Origin of the sequence: Reyranella sp., assembly GCF_044224635.1 — a bacterium.
Taxonomy (GTDB): domain Bacteria; phylum Pseudomonadota; class Alphaproteobacteria; order Reyranellales; family Reyranellaceae; genus Reyranella.
Genome location: NZ_JBGAKA010000060.1, coordinates 31568 through 51715 on the forward strand (window position 1 = coordinate 31568; position 20148 = coordinate 51715).

Annotated in this window: 19 protein-coding genes; 6 read left to right on the forward strand and 13 right to left on the reverse strand. The window is 69.2% G+C overall.

All coding sequences use genetic code 11. The annotated features are described in order from the left end of the window. Positions 1 to 15 precede the first annotated feature (15 nt). A complete protein-coding gene (locus ACILR9_RS33395) occupies positions 16 to 1179 on the forward strand; it encodes a serine hydrolase domain-containing protein (RefSeq protein ID WP_395714314.1) in 1164 nt (387 codons plus the stop codon). A 4-nt stretch (positions 1180 to 1183) separates the two neighbouring features. Here the strand turns inward: ACILR9_RS33395 and ACILR9_RS33400 are convergent, their stop codons facing one another. The 13 genes from ACILR9_RS33400 to ACILR9_RS33460 all read right to left on the reverse strand — a co-directional run bounded on the left by ACILR9_RS33400 (position 1184) and on the right by ACILR9_RS33460 (position 13773). Next, entirely contained in the window at positions 1184 to 2452 is a 1269-nt protein-coding gene (locus ACILR9_RS33400; RefSeq protein ID WP_395714315.1) for an adenylate/guanylate cyclase domain-containing protein, read from the reverse strand. Next, the gene (locus ACILR9_RS33405) at positions 2442 to 2900 is read right to left on the reverse strand and encodes a hypothetical protein (RefSeq protein WP_395714316.1); all 459 of its coding nucleotides are present in this window, start codon (positions 2898 to 2900) and stop codon (positions 2442 to 2444) included. The genes ACILR9_RS33400 and ACILR9_RS33405 overlap by 11 nt, the downstream gene beginning before the upstream one ends. 197 nt (positions 2901 to 3097) lie before the next feature. Next, positions 3098 to 4024 carry an acyltransferase domain-containing protein gene (locus ACILR9_RS33410; protein ID WP_395714317.1) on the reverse strand — a complete coding sequence of 309 codons (927 nt, stop codon included), beginning with the start codon at positions 4022 to 4024 and terminating at the stop codon, positions 3098 to 3100. After that, positions 4021 to 5004 (reverse strand): triphosphoribosyl-dephospho-CoA synthase MdcB, encoded by a 984-nt coding sequence (locus tag ACILR9_RS33415; protein WP_395714318.1) that lies wholly within the window; start codon positions 5002 to 5004, stop codon positions 4021 to 4023. Before ACILR9_RS33415 ends, ACILR9_RS33410 begins: the two co-directional genes overlap by 4 nt. Then, complete coding sequence (gene mdcG / locus ACILR9_RS33420) at positions 5001 to 5636, reverse strand: malonate decarboxylase holo-[acyl-carrier-protein] synthase (protein WP_395714319.1); 636 nt, start codon at positions 5634 to 5636, stop codon at positions 5001 to 5003. Before mdcG ends, ACILR9_RS33415 begins: the two co-directional genes overlap by 4 nt. A gap of 427 nt (positions 5637 to 6063) precedes the next feature. Next, the gene (gene mdcE, locus ACILR9_RS33425; RefSeq protein ID WP_395714320.1) at positions 6064 to 6789 is read right to left on the reverse strand and encodes a biotin-independent malonate decarboxylase subunit gamma; all 726 of its coding nucleotides are present in this window, start codon (positions 6787 to 6789) and stop codon (positions 6064 to 6066) included. Next, complete coding sequence (locus tag ACILR9_RS33430; RefSeq protein ID WP_395714321.1) at positions 6776 to 7699, reverse strand: biotin-independent malonate decarboxylase subunit beta; 924 nt, start codon at positions 7697 to 7699, stop codon at positions 6776 to 6778. Before ACILR9_RS33430 ends, mdcE begins: the two co-directional genes overlap by 14 nt. After that, positions 7696 to 8013, reverse strand: a complete 318-nt coding sequence (mdcC, locus tag ACILR9_RS33435) for a malonate decarboxylase acyl carrier protein (protein WP_395714322.1) — start codon at positions 8011 to 8013, stop codon at positions 7696 to 7698. The genes ACILR9_RS33430 and mdcC overlap by 4 nt, the downstream gene beginning before the upstream one ends. A 235-nt stretch (positions 8014 to 8248) precedes the next feature. Further along, entirely contained in the window at positions 8249 to 9895 is a 1647-nt protein-coding gene (gene mdcA / locus ACILR9_RS33440) for a malonate decarboxylase subunit alpha (RefSeq protein ID WP_395714323.1), read from the reverse strand. A 23-nt stretch (positions 9896 to 9918) separates the two neighbouring features. Beyond that, positions 9919 to 10827 (reverse strand): polysaccharide deacetylase family protein, encoded by a 909-nt coding sequence (locus ACILR9_RS33445; protein ID WP_395714324.1) that lies wholly within the window; start codon positions 10825 to 10827, stop codon positions 9919 to 9921. A gap of 62 nt (positions 10828 to 10889) precedes the next feature. Continuing rightward, positions 10890 to 11720, reverse strand: a complete 831-nt coding sequence (locus ACILR9_RS33450) for a phytanoyl-CoA dioxygenase family protein (RefSeq protein WP_395714325.1) — start codon at positions 11718 to 11720, stop codon at positions 10890 to 10892. Then, complete coding sequence (locus ACILR9_RS33455) at positions 11720 to 12481, reverse strand: SDR family oxidoreductase (RefSeq protein WP_395714326.1); 762 nt, start codon at positions 12479 to 12481, stop codon at positions 11720 to 11722. The genes ACILR9_RS33450 and ACILR9_RS33455 overlap by 1 nt, the downstream gene beginning before the upstream one ends. Positions 12482 to 13038: 557 nt before the next feature. Beyond that, positions 13039 to 13773, reverse strand: a complete 735-nt coding sequence (locus tag ACILR9_RS33460) for a TerC family protein (protein ID WP_395714332.1) — start codon at positions 13771 to 13773, stop codon at positions 13039 to 13041. A gap of 192 nt (positions 13774 to 13965) precedes the next feature. Here ACILR9_RS33460 and ACILR9_RS33465 point away from each other — a divergent pair, with 192 nt between their 5' ends. The 5 genes from ACILR9_RS33465 to ACILR9_RS33485 all read left to right on the forward strand — a co-directional run. Further along, positions 13966 to 15117 (forward strand): MFS transporter, encoded by a 1152-nt coding sequence (locus ACILR9_RS33465; protein WP_395714327.1) that lies wholly within the window; start codon positions 13966 to 13968, stop codon positions 15115 to 15117. Between the two features lie 544 nt (positions 15118 to 15661). Next, positions 15662 to 16654, forward strand: coding sequence for a hypothetical protein (locus ACILR9_RS33470; RefSeq protein ID WP_395714328.1), 993 nt, complete (start codon positions 15662 to 15664; stop codon positions 16652 to 16654). Positions 16655 to 16681: 27 nt separating this feature from the next. Beyond that, positions 16682 to 16975, forward strand: coding sequence for a hypothetical protein (locus ACILR9_RS33475; protein ID WP_395714329.1), 294 nt, complete (start codon positions 16682 to 16684; stop codon positions 16973 to 16975). After that, the gene (locus ACILR9_RS33480) at positions 16972 to 17277 is read left to right on the forward strand and encodes a hypothetical protein (RefSeq protein WP_395714330.1); all 306 of its coding nucleotides are present in this window, start codon (positions 16972 to 16974) and stop codon (positions 17275 to 17277) included. The genes ACILR9_RS33475 and ACILR9_RS33480 overlap by 4 nt, the downstream gene beginning before the upstream one ends. A 10-nt stretch (positions 17278 to 17287) precedes the next feature. After that, positions 17288 to 20148 (forward strand): DUF6531 domain-containing protein (locus ACILR9_RS33485; RefSeq protein WP_395714331.1); only part of this gene is annotated, 2861 nt, incomplete at its 3' end.

The following is a 20148-nucleotide window of genomic DNA, read 5'->3' on the forward strand; positions in this document are numbered from 1 at the left end:
CAGGAGGAGCGTGCCATGAAGGCCAAGGCTGACAGCGTACTGAAGGAAGCCGTGAGCAAGGGCGACGTGCCGGGCGTCGTCGCCGCGGCGACCGATGCCAAGGGAACCACCTACGAAGCCGGCTTCGGCAAGCGGATCCTGGGCGAGGCCGCCGACATGACGCCCGACACGGTGGCGTGGATCGCCTCGATGACCAAGGCGGTCACCGGCGCCGCCGCCATGCAGCTGGTCGAGCGCGGCAAGCTCTCGCTCGACGGGCCGGCCAAGGCGGTGATCCCCGCCCTCGGCGACTGCGTGGTCCTCGAAAGCTTCGACCCCGCCGGCAAACCCAGGACGCGCAAGGCCCGGCGCGACATCACGCTGCGCCACCTGCTTACCCACACCGCAGGCTTCGCCTACGACATCTGGAAGCCCGAGATCGGCAAGTACATGGAGGCGATGGAGGTGCCGGGCATCATCAGCTGCCAGGACAAAGCGCTCACGCTTCCCCTGCTGTTCGAGCCCGGCGAGCGCTGGGAGTACGGCATCAACATCGACTGGGCCGGCAAGATGGTCGAGGCGGTGAGCGGCCAGCGGCTCGGCCAGTACATGCACGACAACATCCTGGGGCCGCTCGGCATGGACAGCACCGCCTTCCGCATCAGCGATGCGATGCGCGGGCGGCTGGCCAAGATCCATCACCGCGGCGGCGACGGCAGGCTGACCGCCGACCCGGCGCTCGAGCTGCCGCAGGAGCCCGAGTTCGAGATGGGCGGCGGCGGGCTCTACAGCACCGCCGGCGACTACCTGAAGTTCGTGCGCATGATGCTGAACCAGGGTCGCTCCGACAAAGGCCAAGCGGTGCTGAAGCCCGAAACCATCGAGCTGATGTCGAAGAACGCCATGGGCAACTCCAAGGTCACCCTGCTCAAGACGGCGGCGCCGCCCTTCTCCAACGACGCCGAGTTCTTCCCCGGCATGGACAAGAGCTGGGGCCTCTCCTTCATGATCAACAACGAAGACGCGCCGACCGGCCGCACCGCCGGCTCGCTCGCCTGGGCCGGCCTCGCCAACACCTACTACTGGATCGACCAGAAGAAGGGCGTGGGCGGCGTCTACGTCACCCAGATCCTGCCCTTCGCCGACGTCAAGTCGCTGCCGCTGTTCTACGCCTTCGAGAGCGCCGTCTACGGCAAGTGATCATTCACGCCGCGGCGAGCGCGTAGAGCTCGGTCGGCTGGCGCACGCCGCGCAACCGGTGGCGGCCGAGCGAGACGAGACGGCAGCGGCTCGACACGGCCGCTTCCGCGAAGTGCTGCGACATCAGCAAGGAACTCCCGAGCGGCTCGCACAGCCGCTCGATGCGCGAGGCCTCGTTGACCGCCGGTCCGATCACGGTGAAGTCGAGCCGGGTCGCCGTGCCGACATTGCCGTACTGCACCGTCCCGATATGCAGCGAGACATCGAGCGCGATCGCCGGCCGTCCCTCGACGCGCCGGCGCGCGTTCAGCCTCTCGATGCGCGCCAGCGCCTCGACCGCCGCGTCGAGCGCCGCGCCGCACGCCGCGTCGCGATTGCCGGCGACGACGGCAAAGGCCGCGAGCAGCCCGTCCCCTAAGAACTTCAGCACCTCGCCGCCGTGCTGCGCGACCGGCTCGACCATGCATTCGAAGCACTCGTCGAGCAGCGCGATCAGCTCCGGCCCCGGCGTCACGTCGGCCAACGCCGTGAAGCCGCGCAGGTCGGTGTAGAACAGCACTGCCTCGACGCTCTGCACGCCGCCGCGCACCACCGTGCCGGCATAGACCCGGCTCGCCGGATCGTCGCCGAGGTAGGCGGCCAGCAGGTCGTGCCCGACGGCGCCGATGGCGACCGCCTTGACCGCCAGCGCGAACAGCGGCAGCAGCCGATCCAGCACGGCCATGTCGTGCTCGCGATAGCCGCCGGGCCGGTCGGTCGTGAGCGAGCAGACGAAGAACAGCCGCTCGGCGTGCTCGGCCGAATCCGGCACGCCCAGGCCGGCCGCCGGCATCAGCGAGCCGAACGGGAAGATCCGCCCCAGCCACTCGGTCATGCCGGTCGCGTGCAGCTCGGCGAACAGCAGCGTCTCCTGCGCCGCCGCGGCATCGTCGACCCGCACCCGGCGCATCATCACGCCGTCCTGCAGCATCGGCAGGAACGGGCTGCGGCGCAGGATCGGCGCATCGAAGTCGATGTGGCCGAACTCGAAATGGGCGTTGGGGCCGCTCGAGCGGTCCCAGATCATGCTGCGCGCCCGCACCATCGGATGCAGCGTGTTCATGCCGGCGAAGGTCCGCGCCACCGGTAAGCCGAGATCGTCGAGCCGGCGCGAGAAGCCGTCGACCATCTCGTCGAACGGCAGGTTGCGCAGCCCCGCCTCGGCCAGCCACGCCGCGAGCACCGCCTCGCTCATCGCCTGACCCGCGCGGGCCGGCGACGGGTCACTGCCCATAGGGCGGCTGGGTCTCCACGGCGGCGACGACGCCGTCGCGCCCGATATTGGCCGGGACCTCGCTCAGGGTGCAGGCATTGGAGCCGGCCTGCGTCGACGCCTGCAGGAAGATCATGGTGCTGGGCCGCAGGTCGAGGCTGGTCGACCCGGCGAGCTCCCTGCCGACGACGCAGCCCACGTCGTAGCGCCCGGGCGCGACGTCGTCGCGGATCCAGGTCGACGGCGTCAGCCAACCCACCTGCCTGTCCCGTGCCGTGAGCGACAGGACCTGCGGCGGAATGGCATCGGGGCCGCGGTAGATATAGACCGCGGCCATGCCGGGCATCGGGTTCCAGAACCTCTTGCCGGCCGCATCGGATTGCCGGTTGGCCAACGGGACCACCGGGACCGGCTGCATGCCGCAGGCGGTCAACGCCACCGCCATTGCCACTAGGACTGCGCTTTTCATTTGGCCCTTTCGCGACTCGGGAGGCCTGACACTCGCCAACCGGGCGGGACTGGTCAAGAGGACGCAAGCCCGCGGCCGGCGTACGGGTCGCGCTCATGATCATCCGGACCGCGGGCATCCTGCCCGCTCACGCTCCTATGAGCGGGCAGGATGCCCGCAGTCCGGAAGAGAGAACGAGACTGCACGCCGGCATCACGTCACGCCATCTGCCGCGCCAGCCAGGCACGGACACCCTCCAGCGTCTCGAAATCATCGAGGCTGCGTGCGGGGATGTCGCGATGGGCGGCGGCGGCCATCTCGGCGAGGGCGCGGCCGGGCCCGAGCTCGAGGAACAGCGTGGCGCCCGCCTCGACCGCACTGTCGAGGCATGCCTCCCACTGGACAGTGTGCGAGACCTGCGCCGCAAGCTTGTCGAGGCCGGCCCGGACATCGAGCACGGCAGTGCCGTCGATGCCGCTCAGGAGACGGATCCCCGGAGGCGGCCGCGACGCCACGCCGAGCCGCTCGAGCTGCCGGCGAAACGCCGTCGAAGCCGACCCGAGACGCGCCGTGTGCGAGGCGACGGCGACGGCAATCCGGGTGACGTGCAGCGCGCCCGCCTGCGTCGCCGCCTCGGCGAGCGCGTCGAGCCTGTCGCCGCCCAGGACGTAGGCGTCGCCGGGATTGACGATGGCGATCGCTGCGCCGTGACGCGCACAGAGCGACTCGACGGCGGCGCGCGACAAGCCGCGCACGAACAGCAGGCCGTCGTGCGCGTGGCTCGCCGCATCCATCGCCTCGGCCCGCCCCGCGACCAGGTCGAGCACGGCGGCAGGCTCGATCAGCCCGGCGACGCTCCAGGCCGCGACCTCGCCGACACTGTAGCCGGCGACGATCCGCCGATCCGGCCCTGCCTCGCCGAGTGCAGCGGCCGCCGCCACGGCTTGCAGCACACACAGGATCTGGCCGGTGCGATTGCCATGCAGGGTGGCGGAATCCTTTGATTGCACGAGAGTTCGCGGATCGCCGCCGAGCAGGCCCGCGGCATGGGCAAACAGCGCGGCGGCACGACGCGCATCCGCCGTCAGCGCAAAGCTCTTCGGCCCTTGCAGCCCCTGGCCCGAGCACAGGATCGCCAGGGTCACGGGCCGCACGCCTCGACGAACAGGCTCATGGCGAGAAGATCGGCCGAACCTCCGGGGCTCAGCCGGCGCGCGACGAAGGCGCGATGCACCGCCCATGCCCGCGCGAGCCAATCCGGTTGTCCGACGCCACCCCGGTCGAGGAACGCACGGGCCGCGCCCTGGGCGAAGCGCAGACCGTCGACCCCGCCGCGGTGCAGCAGGTTCGTGTCCTCGACGTGGGCGATCAGCGCAAAGCACGCCTGCACCTGCGCCGCCTGACCTTTCCTCCTCAGGGCGTGTGATGAAGCGGCGGCTCCAGTTGCAAAGGCACTGCTGTCACCCGGGGATAGGCGCTCGCTCCGCAATCGCCTTTCTCCGGATGACACCGATTCTTGATCGACTGTTTCGTCACGAGCCCGCAGGGCCGCTCCACGGCGCAGCGCAGGCAGGCCAACGCCATAGACCGTCGGAAAGCCCTCGGCCGCTTCGCGGCGCGCACCGCCAGCCCCGAAGCGCCGTCGCGCCGCGCCGCCGTGACTGTGCAGCAGTTCCGGCCCCTGCAGGATGCCGTCACGCCACTGCGCAGCGACCACGGCGCCGAGCGGTCGTGCCGGATCGACGAGGCCGCCCGCGCGCATCCCCGCTGCCGCGCACAGAAGGCCGAGGCCGAAGATGGCGCCGCGATGCGTGTTGACGCCGCCGGTCACGCGCAGCATCGCCGCCTCGGCCTCGAGGCCGATGACGCGGAGCCGTCCCATGGCGCCGCCCTGCGCGCCGGCTTCCGCCAGAGCCGCAAAGGAAGGCTCGAGGGCAGCGGCGCTGCGCCGGAACGTGTCGATGTCCATGTCGGCGTGACTGCCGGAATCGACCGGGCTCACGAGGCCGGGCTTGGGCCACGTCTCGGCTTCGAGCGCGAGGCAGCGCACGGCGAGCGCCGCCAGGCGCTCCGCCTCCCGCCGATCGGGAGAGGCGCCGACAGGCCGCGCGCGCGCGGCTCTCACGGTTGGCCTCCGCCGAGAAAGCGCTGGGTCTCCTGCAGGCGTGCCTCGCGCGTCGTCTTGACCAGCACGTCGACAGCGCCCTCGTGCAGCTCGCGCCAGTTCACGCTGGCGCCGTCGTCGCGCACCAACTCGCCGTCGAGGTGCATCGGCGCCGACCGTTCGATCGCGGCCAGCTCCGCGATCAGCCGCGGCGCGTCGGCAGCAGGCGGCATCGCCAGCAGCATGTCGAGATCGGAGCGCGCCGTGAGGTAGTCGAGCGAGGTGAGGTATTGCCAGGCCAGGCTGCCGTAGACGCGCATGCCGGCGTCGAGCGCCAGCAGCCGCTCCAGCGTTGGAGCCCACGCCGGCGGCGCGACACGCATCGCCTCGCGCAGCAACGGAGGCGGCGTGCTCGACACCAAGGCGTCGTGCGCCAGCGCGAGCGCCAGCCGGCGCTTGCCGTGCGACGGCGGCAGCGGCAGCCCGAGCGGCAGGACCGCCCCTTCACCGGGTAGCATGCGCCGCGTGATCAGCGGCCAGCCGCGATCGACCCAACCGGCGATCAGCGTGTTGCCTGCGAGATCGCGGCGCTCCGCGACCAGTGCCCGCCACGCCGCCGGCGACACGAGGACGAGGTCGTGGCGCCGGAGCATCAGCGCCGCCTCCCAGCTCTTCCGCTGCGGAGCGAAGCCCCCTCCCTTTCGTCTCCCGGCATCGGGCAGGGCATTCGCATGCGGCGAAAAGCACCGTCATCCCGACCGAAGCCAAGCGCAGCGCGGCTCAGCGAGGTGCGGCGGAGGGACCTTTCTCGTTGCAGCATCGGCAAGACAGGCCCCTCGACTACGCCGCCCTTCAGGCGGCTCCGCTCGGGATGACGGAGTAAGACGCCATATGCGAATGCCCTGCCCGATGACGGGCGAGACCTCCAGCACGCCGGCGCGCACCACGATGCTGAGAAAATCGGGGCGGTACCCGCACCGATCTTCATAGGAGTTCCCCACCGGCCCGAGGGCCGACCCGCCGCCACTCGAAACTGACAGTCCAGTTTCTTGCTAGGGTTGGAGATGGAGATCCCGTGCCTCACGTCGACGGCCGGGCGAGGTCGTGGACGCGGGCAGCGATATCGGCCGCCTTGGGCCGGCCCTTGCGGTCCTTGCCCAGGCGGTCGCGCTGGTCGTCCAGAGTCGCCGGGGCGGCGAGCAGCGCCGCGAGCTGGTCGGCGAGCGAGCGCTTGTCGTCCCACGTCGCCAGCACGGCGCCGGTCTGGGCGAGGTTGGCGAGGCCGGGCGCGAACACCGGCGTCGATCTCGCCTTCTCCTGAAGCGCCTCGATCGAGAGCTTGGTGACCTTCGAAATCGACGGCAGATCCATCACCGCCGGCGTCGCACCGGGCAGCGCCACCAGGCTCTGCGTCGACATCGCCGTGGCGATGAAGGCGCCGGCGGCGCTGTGGCCGTAGAGCAGGCCGACCGTGTGATGGCCCTGCACGCTGGCCAGGATCAGGCACTTGCCGAGATGGGCCAGGAACTCGTTGAGCCCCAGCAGCTCGTCGCGCTTGCTCATGCGCTGGCTGTCGCTGTCGATCAGCACCAGGATGGGATCGCTGCCGCCCGCCTCGATCGCGGCGAGCACATGCCCGGCCAGGCGCAATGCATCGTCGACGCCGAGCGGGGTGCGATCGGCGACGCCGATCACGCTGATGCGGCCGCCGCTCTTCAACGGTCCCGAGCCGAGCAGGATGCCGCCCTGCTGCACGATTTCGTGTCCCGCCGGGAACAGCGAAGCCAGGATCTCAGCGAGCGTCATGGCGTCCCTCCCCGATGCGCTGGGCGAGCGCGATGAACTCGTCTGCCGGCATGCCCGGCACCCTGGCCGGATCGGCGACGCCCGCCTGCTTCCACACATCGAGCCCGTCGGCGCACTTGCCGAACCGCTTCAGGCGCTCGGCGAGGCGTGCCTGCTCGGCCTTCAGCATCGCGAGGTCGAACGCCGGCGCCCGCTCGATCAGCGCGATCGCCGCGGCGCGGAAGGCATCGATCGTGTCGTCGACGAACAGCTCGGCGCCGCCCAGCAGGCGGCGGTGCTTGCCACCCATGGTGCGCCACACCAGGCTGCGGTCCTTCGAATCGAACTCCTCGACGCCACGGTTGGTCTCGATGACCTCGGGGCCCGACACGGCGATGCGGCCATGCTCCGACACGGCGAGCGCGGAGCAGGTCCCGGCGATCAGCCCGCCGCCGCCGTAGCAGCCGGCCCGCCCGCCGACCAGGCCGATCACCTTGGCGCCGGCGCGGCGCGCCTCGATCAGCGCGCGCATCACCTCGCCGATCGCGAGTTCCCCGACGTTGGCCTCCTGCAGGCGGACACCGCCGGTGTCGAACAGGATCAGCACGGGCATTGTCTTGGTGTCGCGCGCGGCGCGCAGCAGGCCGACCAGCTTGGCACCGTGCACCTCGCCGAAGGCGCCGCCCATGAAGCGGCCCTCCTGGGCGGCGACGAGCACCGGCTTGCCGGCGAGCTTGCCGCTGCCGACGACGATGCCGTCGTCGAACTGGCGCGGCAGGTCGAAGATGCCGAGATGCGGGCTCATCTCGCGCGCCTCGGGCCCGAGGAACTCGGTGAAGGTCCCGGCATCGAGCAGAAGGCGCGCGCGGTCGCGCGCCGCCGATTCGTACCAGCTCGGCGACGGGCGCCGGACTTCAGCTGGCGGGCTCATCGGCCGTCCTCCTCGATCAGCCGCACCGCCTGGGCGAGCCGCAGTGACACGGTGTCGGCGCGCGCGCCGCCGTCGTTGATCGACAGCCGTAGCCCGCCCGGCGAGCGCCGCTCGACGAAGTCGGCGATCACCGCCTCCCACACCTCGGCGAAACCGGTGGCCGGCGTGCTGATCTCGACCTGGCAGTCGGTGTCGGGCAGCACCCGCTCGACCAGCACCTCGAGGTTGCCCGAGGCGACCACGCCGACGATGGCCATCGGCCTGGCGCCGCCGGCGCGACGCGCGGCTGTGTGACGATAGGTCAGGGTTTCCATTGCGGGGACTCCTCAGAAACTTTTCTCTCCCGCGACGACGCAGGGCATTCGCACAGGGGCGCGCCTTTCATTCTCCTCCCCAGCTTCGCTGGGGAGATGCCCCCGTAATCGGGGGCGGAGGGGTCATGAGCAGCGGGACTGAGGCTCATGACCCCTCCGTCCGCGATTGCGCGGACACCTCCCCAACAGAGGTGGGGAGGAATATGAAGGCGTGGCGACCACGGTCATCGCCCCCTCACCAGTTGCGGAAGCGGGCCGGGGCGGCGTAGAGGCCGCCGGACCAGCGCACGAGGTCCTCGATCGAGCGGGCGGCCAGCAGGCTGCGGTCGGCTTCGAGCGGATCGATGCCGAGATCCTCGGGCCAGCGCACGACGCCGCGCTCGCGCAGCTGCTGCACCATCTTCGCATCCCGGCCACGGCCGACATCGGTGTAGCCGGCGACGCCGCGAATGGCCTGCTCGCGCTCTTCCTTGCTGCGGCAGAGCAGCAGGTTGGCGATGCCGGCCTCGGTCACGACGTGGGTGACGTCGTCGGCATAGACCATGACCGGCGCCAGCTCGAGCTCGAGCTTCTCCGCCAGCTCGATCGCGTCGAGCTTCTCGACGAAGGTCGGCACGTTCTTGTCGCCGAACGTCTCGACGATCTGCACCACCAGCTTGCGGCCGCGCCGGAGCGCCGGCAAGCCGTCGGGATCGGCCTCCTTGCCGGCCAGCAGCCAGGGCGCGCTGGGATGGCGCCGGCCGTGCGAATCGCTGCCCATGTTGGGCGCCCCGCCGAAGCCCGCGATGCGCTGCGTCGTCACCGTCGAGGAGTTGCCCTGGAGGTCGACCTGCAGGGTCGAGCCGATGAACATGTCGCAGGCATAGAGGCCGGCCGTCTGGCAGATTGCGCGGTTGGACCGCAGCGAGCCGTCGACGCCGGTGAAATAGATGTCGGCGCGCGCACGGATGTAGTCCTCCATCCCGACCTCGCCGCCGAAGCTGTGGATCTGCTCGACCCAGCCCGATTCGATGGCCGGGATCAGAGTCGGATGCGGGTTGAGCGCCCAGTGCGTGGCGATCTTGCCCTTGAGCCCGAGCCGCTCGCCGTAGGTCGGCAGCAGGAGCTCGATGGCCGCCGTGTTGAAGCCGATGCCGTGGTTCAGCCGCTTGATGCCGTAGGGCGCGTAGATGCCCTTGATCGCCAGCATGGCGGTCAGGATCTGCGTCTCGGTGATCGCGCCGGGATCGCGGGTGAAGAGCGGCTCGACATAGAACGGCTTGTCGGACTTGATGACGAAGCTCACGCGGTCGCCCGGGATGTCGACCCGCGGCAGCTTGTCGACGATCTCGTTGACCTGGGCCACCACGACGCCGTCCTTGAAGGCGGTCGCCTCCACCACGGTCGGCGTGTCCTCCGTGTTCGGCCCGGTATAGAGGTTGCCGTCGCGATCGGCGGCGACGGCGACGATCAGCGCCACGTTGGGCGTGAGGTCGACGAAGTAGCGCGCGAACAGCTCGAGGTAGGTGTGCACGGCGCCGAGCTCGATCTTGCCGCCGAACAGCATGCGGGCGATGCGCGTCGATTGCGGGCCGGAGAAGGCATAATCGAGCCGCTTGGCGACGCCCGAGTCGAACAGGTCGAGATGCTCGGGCAGCACGATGCCGGACTGCACCATGTGGAGGTCATGGACCTTGGCGACGTCGACCCCGGCCAGCGCCCGCGCCAGCAGGTCGGCCTGCTTCTGATTGTCGCCTTCGAGGCAGACCCGGTCGCCCGGCCGGATCACGGCTTCCAGCAGGGCGGTGGCGTCGTGCGCCTGCACGATCTTGCCCTTGGCGAGCTTGCCGCCGGCCTGCAGGCGGGCATCCCGCGCCGCACGCGCCTTGTTCCAGGTCGTCATTTTCACACTCCCCCTGCACCCTTCTATACCGGCGCAGGCGTCATCGTCCCCTGCGGCAGGGCCGCACAGTGGTCGTAGATCGCCGACGGCCGCGTGAACCACACCTTGTCCTTCTGCGGATGGTTGGCGATGTGCTGCAGCGCCTCGCGCAGCAGGCGCAGGCGATAGGGCTGGCCGACGATCATGGTGTGCAGGGCGATGCCGCAGACCAGCGGCTGCTTCGCCGACTGGCGCAGCAGCTCCTCGAACTGGCCGATGATGAAGTCGCGGAACTGCTCGGGCGTGTGATGGCGCACCAGGATCTGCGGGCTGTCGTTGATCTCGATCGGATAGGGCACGCTCATCAGCGGGCCCGACCGCGTCTTCATCCACAGCGGCTGGTCGTCGGCCGGCCAGTCCATCAGGAAGTCGAAGCCGACCTCCTTCAGGAGATCGGGCGTGCGATGGCTCGAGCTCATCCACGGCGCCATCCAGCCGCGCGGCGGCCTGCCCGATGCCCTGGCGATGGCGTCGCGCACCTCCTCGAGGAAGCGCTTCTCGTCGGCCTCCCACATCTGGCCGTGGCGCTCCGCATTGGTGCGGCCGTGGCCGATGAGCTCGTCGCCGCGCGCCTTCAGCGCATCGACGATCTGCGGCGCGTAGTCGAACACCGTGGTGTTGATGAGGTGGGCCGCCGGCAGGTTGAGCTCGTCGAACAGCTCCAGGCAGCGCCACACGCCGACGCGGTTGCCGTAGTCGCGCCAGGCGAAGGTGCGCGGATCGGGCGGCGTGCCGGCCACCGTCAGCAGATGGCCATCGCCGGCGCCGAAGGCGAAATGCTCGATGTTGAGCCCGAGATAGACCGCCAGCCGCTTGCCCTCCGGCCAGGAATAATCCTGGCGCCCGACGATCGGCGAATAGGCGTAGCGGTCATGGTACGGCAGGCGAAGCATGGGGTGGTCCTTCGGTAGTGACGCTCTCATTCTCCTCGCCAGCTCTGCTGGGGAGGGAAATTTCATACCGTGACATCGCCCGACACGTCGGCGTTCATGCCGCGGAAGCGGGCGACGGCCGCGGCATGGAAGGCGCGTTCGTCGGGTCCCGCTTCCGCGATCGGCCGGCGCTCGTCGTCGAAATGGCCGTAGCTGTCCGTGCCGCGCACCAGCATGGCGGTGACGCGGCGCCGCGCCGTGCAGCTTGCATGGGTCGGGATGTAGCTGATGCCGAGGCCGATCCGCCGGTCGTGCGAGCGGTTGGGCCCGGAATTGTGCACCAGGTGCGTGTGGTGCAGCGAGAACTGCCCGGCCCGGACCGGCATGTGCACGGTGCGCCGGCGATCGACGTCGACGGCGAGAGTCTGGCCGCGCGACAGCAGGTTGTCGGGGTCCTGCATCTCGGCATGCTTGAGCTGGCCGAGCTTGTGCGAGCCCGGCACGACCTCCATGCAGCCGGCCTCGACCGGCGCATCGGTGAGCGCCACCCAGGCGGTGACGTGGCAGGCCGGCTCGAGCGCGAAATAGGTCGCGTCCTGGTGCCAGCTGACATGCGCGCCCGAGCCGGCATCCTTCGGCCACACGGTGAGATGGAACAGGCGGATGTCCGGTCCGATCAGGTCCTCGACCGCGTCCAGCACCGCGGGCGAATGGACGATCTCGTCGACCCACGGGAACAGGAGGTGCGGCTTGAAGTTGTGGCCGCGGGTCATCTTCTGGCCCTCGGCGCGCTCGAAGGCTTCGAGCCTGTCGCGCCAGGCGCGCGCCTGGGCGGGCGAGAAGGCATCGATCGGGCTGACATAGCCGTCGCGCGCGTAGCCCGCGACCTGCTCGGCGGAGAGCTTCCTCGTCATCAGTGCGCCGTCCAGCCGCCGTCGACGAACAGCAGCGTGCCGGTGACGAAGGACGAGTCGTCGCTCGCCAGGAACAGCGCGGCGCGCGCCACCTCCTCGGGCTGGCCGATGCGGCCCATCGGATGGCGCTGCTTCCAGAAGGCGCGCATGGCGTCGGGATCGGCGTAGCGCTTCAACGAGTTGGCCGGCATCGGCGTGTCGATCACGCCGGGCATCAGCGCGTTCACCCGGATGCCCTGCGAGGCGTGGTCGACCGCCATGGTCTTGGTCAGCGAGGCGATCGCGCCCTTGGAGGCGATGTAGGCGGCGTTCTTGCCCGGGCTGGATTGGGCGAGCTGCGAGCCGATGGTGACGATGGCGCCGGCGCGCGCCGCGATCATCGGCTGGATGGCGTAGTGAATCCAGAGCCAGGTGCCCTTGACGTTGACCGCGAAGGTGCGGTCCCACGCCGCCTCCTCGATCGCATCGACGGTGCCGCCGGTCGACAGGCCGGCGGCGGTCAGCAGCACGTCGATGCGGCCCCAGGTCTCCATCACCCGGGCCACGCCGGCGCGCGCCTCGGCATCGCGGCTGACGTCGGCGGCGATGGTGAGCGCGCTGCCGCCGGCCGCCTCGATGTCGGCGGCGACCTGGCCCAGCCCTTCCCTGTCCTGGTCGACCAGCGCAAGCCGCGCGCCCTCGGCGGCGAACAGCCGCGCCGTCGCGGCGCCGATTCCCGACGCCGCGCCGGTGACGATGGCAACTCGATTGGCAAGCTTCATGACGCGAGCTTAGCGCCCTTGCAGGTCCGGCGCAGCGCAGAACAGCGGTGCGCCTTCACTCATCGTCCTCCCTACCGTCATCGGTGGGGAGGTGTCGCCGTCTTGCGGCGACGGAGGGGTCATGGGCAGCGTGACTGTGACTCCTGACCCCTCCGCCCCGTATGACGGGGCACCTCCCCAGCTTCGCTGGGGAGGACGATGAAAAGAATCACCCTGCATTTTTGCGTTCGGTGCGTTCGGTGCGTTCGGACCCTTTGGAATCAAGGGGTTGGCCGACCGCAAGTGGCCGATCGCCGGCGCTCTTTGCGTTCGCGCCGCGTTCTTGCGGTCGGGCCCGCAAACCGGAGGCACCCGTGTGCAATTGATTGCACGGGCGGCTCCAGCGGCGCACTGACTCTCGCCTCGGTCTTTCTCCAGCAGCATGACACCTGCATAGAAGATCCGCGCGTATCGTCAATCGTGCAGCGCGCCACTGGCTGCAGGAGTGAGCCAGGGCGCGTGCACTTGATTGCACGGGCGGCGGCGCCGGGCCGCACGGCGATCGCCACTCTCCTGCGTTACCTCGCCCTGCGCCGGCGCCGCGCCAGCATGTTGAGGCCTTCGACCAGCGCGGAGAAGGCCATGGCCGCATAGATGTAGCCCTTGGGCACGTGCACGCCGAAGCCCTCGGCCAGCAGGGTGCCGCCGATCATCAGCAGGAAGCCCAGCGCCAGCATGACGATGGTGGGGTTGTCGCCGATGAAGCGCGCCAGCGGATCGGCCGCCAGCAGCATCAGGCCGACCGCGACCACCACCGCCGCCACCATGATCGGGATGTCGTTGGTCATGCCGACGGCGGTGATGATGCTGTCGAGGGAGAACACGAGGTCGAGCACCAGGATCTGGCCGATCGCGCTCGCCATCGTCATGCCCGCAACGCCGCTCGCCGCCACCTCCTCGGCGTGCTCCTCCGTGACGTTGTGATGGATCTCGTCCGTCGCCTTCCAGATCAGGAACAGGCCGCCGGCGATCAGGATCAGGTCGCGCCAGGAGAATTCGTGATTGAACAGGGTGAACAGCGGCTGAGTAAGCTGGGCGACCCAGGCGACGGTGCCGAGCAGGCCGAGCCGCAGGATGACGGCAAGGCCGATGCCGATCCGGCGCGTGCGCGAGCGCTGATGCTCCGGCAGCTTGTTGGTGAGGATGGAGATGAAGATCAGGTTGTCGATGCCGAGGACGACTTCCATGACCACCAGGGTCGCGAGGGCGGCCCAGGCGGCCGGATCGGCGAGGAGCGCACTGATCTCTTCCATCGTGACACGATAGGTCATCGCTGCGACCCCGACAGGTCTTTCTTTTGGGAGCGCGAGCCGCTAAGTCCGCGGCCAATGTCAGTACCCGCCGCCGGTTCGCGGCCCGAGTCCCCGCCTGCCTCCCCACCCGCTCCTGCGGTCGCGCCCTCCCCCACCCCCGCTTCTCCGACCCTCGCCATCGTCCTGCTCTCCGTGGCGGCCTTCGCCTCGGCCGCCAGCATGCGCGTCGTCGATCCCCTGCTCGTCCAGCTCGCCGGCGCCTTCGCCGTCACGGTCGGCGAGGCCTCGATCGCGGCCACGGCCTTCCTGTTCGCCAACGGCGTGTTCGTGCTGGTGCATGGCCCGTTCGGCGATCGCTACGGCAAGATGCCGGTGGTGGCGCTGGCCTGCATCGCCGCCGCGCTGTGCTGCGGGCTCGCCGCCTTCGCCACCTCGCTCGGCCTGCTCACGCTGGCGCGCTTCCTGACCGGCGTCACCAGCTCGGCGATCATCCCGCTCGCCATCGCCTGGGTGGGCGACAACGTGAGCTACGAGCGCCGCCAGGCGACCCTGGCGCGCTTCCTCACCGGCCAGACGCTCGGCCTGATGACCGGCGCGGCGCTGGGCGGCGCGATCGGCGACTGGCTGGGCTGGCGCGCCGTGTTCTGGGTGCTGGCGGCAATCTACATCGCCGCCGGCAGCGCGCTGCTCGCGGTCATGATCGCGCGCCCCGCCATCGCCCGGCGCGGGCCGCAGGCCGCCGGCTCGATGCTGAGCCAGATGCTGGCCGTGCTGCGCCGGCGCTGGGCCGTCACGGTGATCCTGATCGTGGCGCTGGAAGGCGGCATGTTCTGGGGCGCCTTCACCTTCGTCGGCGCCGACCTGCACCACCGCTTCGGCCTGGGCTTCGCCGCCGTGGGACTCGCCGTCGCGGCGTTCGGCGCCGGCGGCTTCCTCTACGTCATGGTGGCGCCGCAGCTCGTGCGCCTGCTCGGCGAGCGCGGCCTCTGCCAGTGGGGCGGCATCGGCCTCGGCGTCGCTTTCGCCGGCATGGCCCTGGCGCCGTCGGCCGAATTCGAGTTCGCCGCCATCGTCGTGTCGGGCGTGTCGTTCTACATGCTGCACAACACGCTGCAGGTGCACGGCACGCAGATGGCGCCGCAGGCGCGCGGTGCCGGCATGGCGCTGTTCGCCCTTTGCCTGTTCATCGGCCAGGCGATCGGCGTGCCGCTCGCCGCCCCCGTCGTCGACCGCTGGGGCGCAACGCCGGTGTTCTGGACCGCTGCGGTCGTGCTGCCGGCGCTCGCCCTGTGGTTCGCGCAGGCGATCCGGCGACGGCAGCTCGCTGCCGAGCGGCGTACGTGAGCGCCAATCTTCCCAAGGCGTCCTCGGCCACGCCGCGCCACCCCGACAACGCGCGGTGTCCCGGTGCCGAGAGGCTCGGCGTCCTCCTCGCTGACGGCGGGTGATGGGCGTTACCCGGCCGGCCTGACGCCCGCCAGGATTGCGCCTGCCTCCAGATCGCCGCGCGGCATACTCCTGGCCTCGCCGCCGGCTGCGCCTCGGGCTGCATCCGCATCCTCCGGACAAAGGACGATATCGCCTTGCGGGCGCGGACGCCAGCCACGCCAGGTTCTACGGCGCGCCGGCACGGTGCAACCTGCGGGGGTCACAAACGCCAAAGGAGCCCATTTGGTTGCAGATCATTTTTGCATATCTTATGCACCTCTCAGTTGTATTGAAAGCGGGCGCCGAGTGGAGTACCGGAACCCTCACTGCTTGCATGAACTCTTCCGGGCGCAATCCGATTCCGCCCGTATGAATGGACGTCTGGTGCGCGCGGGGCGGAGCGTCTTGCGGGCGCAGTCTCGGTTGGCACGCGCTTCAACCCGTTCGAATGGGGGTCGACATGATCAGGACGATGTTTGCGCTGTTCTTCGGGGTGTTGCTCACGATCGGCCCAGCACGCGCGGACAACTGCGGAGCCTTGCCGAACACCTTGACGAACGGCACGCTCGCCGACGCTACCCAGGTGATGGGGAACTTCAGTCACCTGCTGGCCTGCATCAACATCCTGGGCGCCACCTCGGCGGTTCGCCAGATCGTGACATCGGGGCCGGTGACGACGACCGGCCTGCCGAGCTTCCTGCCCGCAACGTCGGCCTCGCTCGCGGTGACCTCCGTCGGATTGAGCGCCACCACGCCGCTGACGGTAACGACCGCCAACGGCAACGATCCGACGACCGGACGGCAGAGGGACCTCGTCGGGTTCAGCACCAGCAACCTCACCTGGAGCGGGCTCACCGCGAACACCACGAACTATCTTTACGTGACCGTCGCCGCCAATGGCGCCCTGGCTGCCCTCTCGACCATTCGCGAGCCGATCTACCAGGCGGGCGGGACGCCCGCGATCCAGAATGGCCAGTTCACGTTCAACATCGGCGAGATGAAAGGCTATCTCGGCAACGGCTCGCTGGCCCCGCGTTCAGACGTCGTCTTCGTCGGCGAGGTGGTAACCGGCGCCAGCACAGTCACCAGCACCACGGCCTACGCCTACAATGGGCAGTACGAAGGCATCTTCACGGGGCCTTTGGTGGCCGGCGGAAACTGGGTGGGCACGGGGCACAGTATCGGTGTGAAACCAAACTTCTACGACTTCATCATCGTGAACATCACCCCGGAGCATACTTACGCCATCGGCGATACGCTGCATGCGGCCAGCCTGATCGGCAACTACGGCAGCTTCACCCTGCCGCTGGCGCTGACGGCCAACCGGACCGCGGTGACCTTCTTTGCCGCCTCCCCTACGCCCTATGTCACGTCGAACAAGGGCAGCGCTGCAAGCGTCACGCTGACCCCAGCCAACTGGCAATACAAATTCATCGCCCGCCGCGGCTGGTGAGCGGACTCCATTTCGGGAGGTGATGTCATGCCGAGGCCTAACCTGCGCAGAACCCTAGTGCTCGCCTTGCTGCTCGCGGCAGCCGCCGCCATCGGCGGGCTGGCGTCGACGGGGGCATTCGCCGTCAACGGCTCCGTCGTCTACACCTACGACGCGCTCGGCCGCATCGCCACGGCGAGCTACGACACCGGCGTTTGCATCGCCTACACCTACGATCCCAACGGCAACCGGACTTCGCAGAAGATTCTGGTGACCAGCGCCAGCAGCACCGGCGTGTGGGGCTGCTTCAACTGGAACAATGCACGGTGGGGTAACACATGAAGGCGGTCGAGGCGCTCCTCGCCCTGGGGCTGCTGTTCTTTCTTGGCACCGCCGAAGCAGCCGCCCAACCGGCCGACAGCCCGCGCCCACCGGCCGCCTCGCCGTCACCTGAGGCCAAGCCGAACTTGCCGCCCGGCATCCAGCGCCTCGAGATCAGGCCGGATACGCCGGACGAGCGGGCCGCCTTCCTGGCGCGGCGTCGGGCCGAGATGGAGCGGCAGAAGATCGAGACCGTGCCGCCGCTGCCGGCGCAGCGGGTCACGCCCCCTTCGGGTCCCGGAGCCGTTCCGCAGCAACGATAGGAGCACGCCCATGTTCGCCTGGTGGCGTCTGTCGATGTCCGTGCTTCGCATCGTGCTCGCGGCCTGCCTTGCCTCGCCACTCCTCGGCAGCGGCGCGTCGGCGGGCAGCCCGACCCTGGTCGCCCAGCCTGGGGTCACGGCGCCCGGCTCCATCCCCGAACTGGCGCGCGCCCTCAAGTACGACGTCAACCTGATCTTCGAATACGTCTACACCAACATCGACTACAGCCCGACCTGGGGCCTCAAGAAGGGGGCGCTCGGCACCCTGCTCAGCGGCAACGGCAACGATTTCGATCAATCGGCCCTTCTCGTCGCTCTGCTCCGGGAGTCGGGTTACACGGCGAGCTACGCCGTTGGTTCCATGAGCCTCACGGCAGCCGATGTCGTCAACTTCTACGGTGTCGTGGTGGACAACGCCTGCCCGCTGTACAAGTTGCTCACACGCGGCGGCTTCACCCTGCCCGAACCGCCGGACTGCGTTTCTCCCCTCGTGGGGATCAATGTCCCCCATGTCTGGGTGCTGGTGACCGGCGGCTCGCTGGGGTCGACGACATATGCGCTCGACCCGAGCTTCAAGAAATACGAACGGTCCGCCGGGCTGGCCAATCTGGCCTCGGTCATGGGCTACAACCCGGCGAGCTTCCTCACCTCCGCCAAGTCTGACGCGACCATCGTGCTCGGGCTTTCGATCCAGAATCTCAACAAGGCCAACACGGCGAGCGCGCTCCAGGGCTACGCGAACAGCCTCGTCGCCCACATTCGCGCCAACAATCCCACAGCGACGACGCGCGACATCATCGGCGGTACCTACATCAAGCCCTTGCAACAAGGCTATTCCCTGCGGACGAGCCTGCCCAATCAGGTCGGCACGCCGGACATCTCGCCGGAAATTCCCAACGAGCAGCGCACCACGCTGCGAATTCAGATCGGGACCATCGACAAGACCTACTTCGGCGACGAGATCTACGGCCACCGGCTGTCGGTCGTCTACGACGGCGGCAACCAGCCGACGCTCTATCTCGACGGCATCGCCCAGGGCACCGGCGGTGCCGGGGTGGCCACGATATCGTACGCCGTGGACTTCCCGTTCTGCTTCGAGACGACCGGCCCCACAGGCCCGGGCTGCCCGAGCGGCTATACCAGCATCACGACGTTCCAGAATGTCGTGAAGGCGGTGGCCGGATATACCTACGCGATTGTCGCCGGCTGGGACGTCAGCGGGCGCGGGATGGTCGAGTTCCATCGCCGCCAGCTCCAGGCCAACCGGGCAGCTGGCAACGCCGACGGTTCCGAGGCCGTGCTCGGCGAGGCCTTGAACATGATCGGCTATGCCTGGCTGGCACAGCTCTCGGCCAGCAACGCCGTCACCGACCTCCTCGTCCAGTCCAAGCTGGTGACGCACTGCGCCGTCGGCGTCGTGGCGCAGGTCGGCGGACCCTACATCGACATTCCCGGAGCCTACGTCGCGACATCCAGCCTGACCAACGACCAGAACCGTCGCGATACGGCGTTCTTCACGCATGCCGGCGCGGGCAGCGCGCTTGAATGGGGCACGCTCGAGCAGAACTTCGCCGGAAGCGGGGTCGGCGCCGTCTCGACGGTCAAGCTGCTCGACATCGCCAATTCCCAGGGCGACGTCGTCTACGACGCCACGCCGTCCAACTGGACGACGAGCGTCAAGCCGCAACTCATCGGCTATTCACCCGACGACATCGCCATGATCGAAAGCTACATCGTCGGCCGGAGCTTCCGCGTGATCCTGCCACGGCACGGCGATCTCACCGAGGGGATATGGACGGGCGCGGGCTACGTCGCAATTTCGCCGCTGGCCTCCGAAATCCAGTATCTCATCTCCTCCAACCTCAAGGGCGGCTTCACCACGGTCAACGTGCCCCTCGACACGACGGTTCAGGACGTGAGCGTCTACAGCCCGCCTATCGCTCCGATCCCCCAGGTGTACAGCTACGATCCGATTGACCTGTCGTCGGGCGCGTTCCTCTACGATCGCGAGGACCTGTCGCTGGGCTCGGCCGACTTCCCCATCGGGCTGACGTTCCGCCGGTCGTACAACTCGAACAACCTCTATACCAGGGGCCCGCTTGGGCCTGGCTGGTCGCACAATCTTTCGATTACCGCGCTGGCCGACAGTGACGGCTTCAAGGGGCTGGGCCAGGATTCGCCGATCGACGGCGCGGCGGCGATCGCGGCGCTCTACGTCGCCCAGGACCTGCTCAGCGACCCCGCCAAGCCGTTCGACAAGACGCTGATCGCCGCGCTGGTGCAGCGCTGGATGATGGACCGGCTGATCGGCAACACGGTCAACGTGACGATGGCGGCGCAGGGCGAGCAGTTCGTCAAGCTGGCCGACGGCAGCTACAACCCGCAGCCGGGCTCGTCCAGCCGGCTCGGCCTCGACGGCAATGCCTACATCCTGAAGTACAAGGATGCCACGACGCTCACCTTCGACGCCAACGGCACCCTCTCGACCTGGGTCGTGCCATCGGGCGTGACCGCGACCATCGCCTACGATGCCTCGACCCCGCCGCTTCCGGTCTCGGTCAGCAACGGCCTCGGCCGCACCCTGACACTCGCCTACAATGGCGCCAGGCAGCTCGCGTCGGTCAGCGACAACACCGGCCGCAGCGTTGCCTACGCCTACGACGCCAGCGGCAGCCTCGCCTCGGTGGTCGATGCGTTGGGCTTCACCACGACCCTCGCCTACACGCCACCCGGGGGGCCGGCGCCGGGCGGCCTGCTGAGCGAGATCTTCTATCCGACGCGACCCGGCAACGCCTTCGTCAGCAACCGCTACGACACGCTGGGCCGCGTCGCCGCCCAGACCAACGCCAACGGCGCGTCGTGGAGCTATTT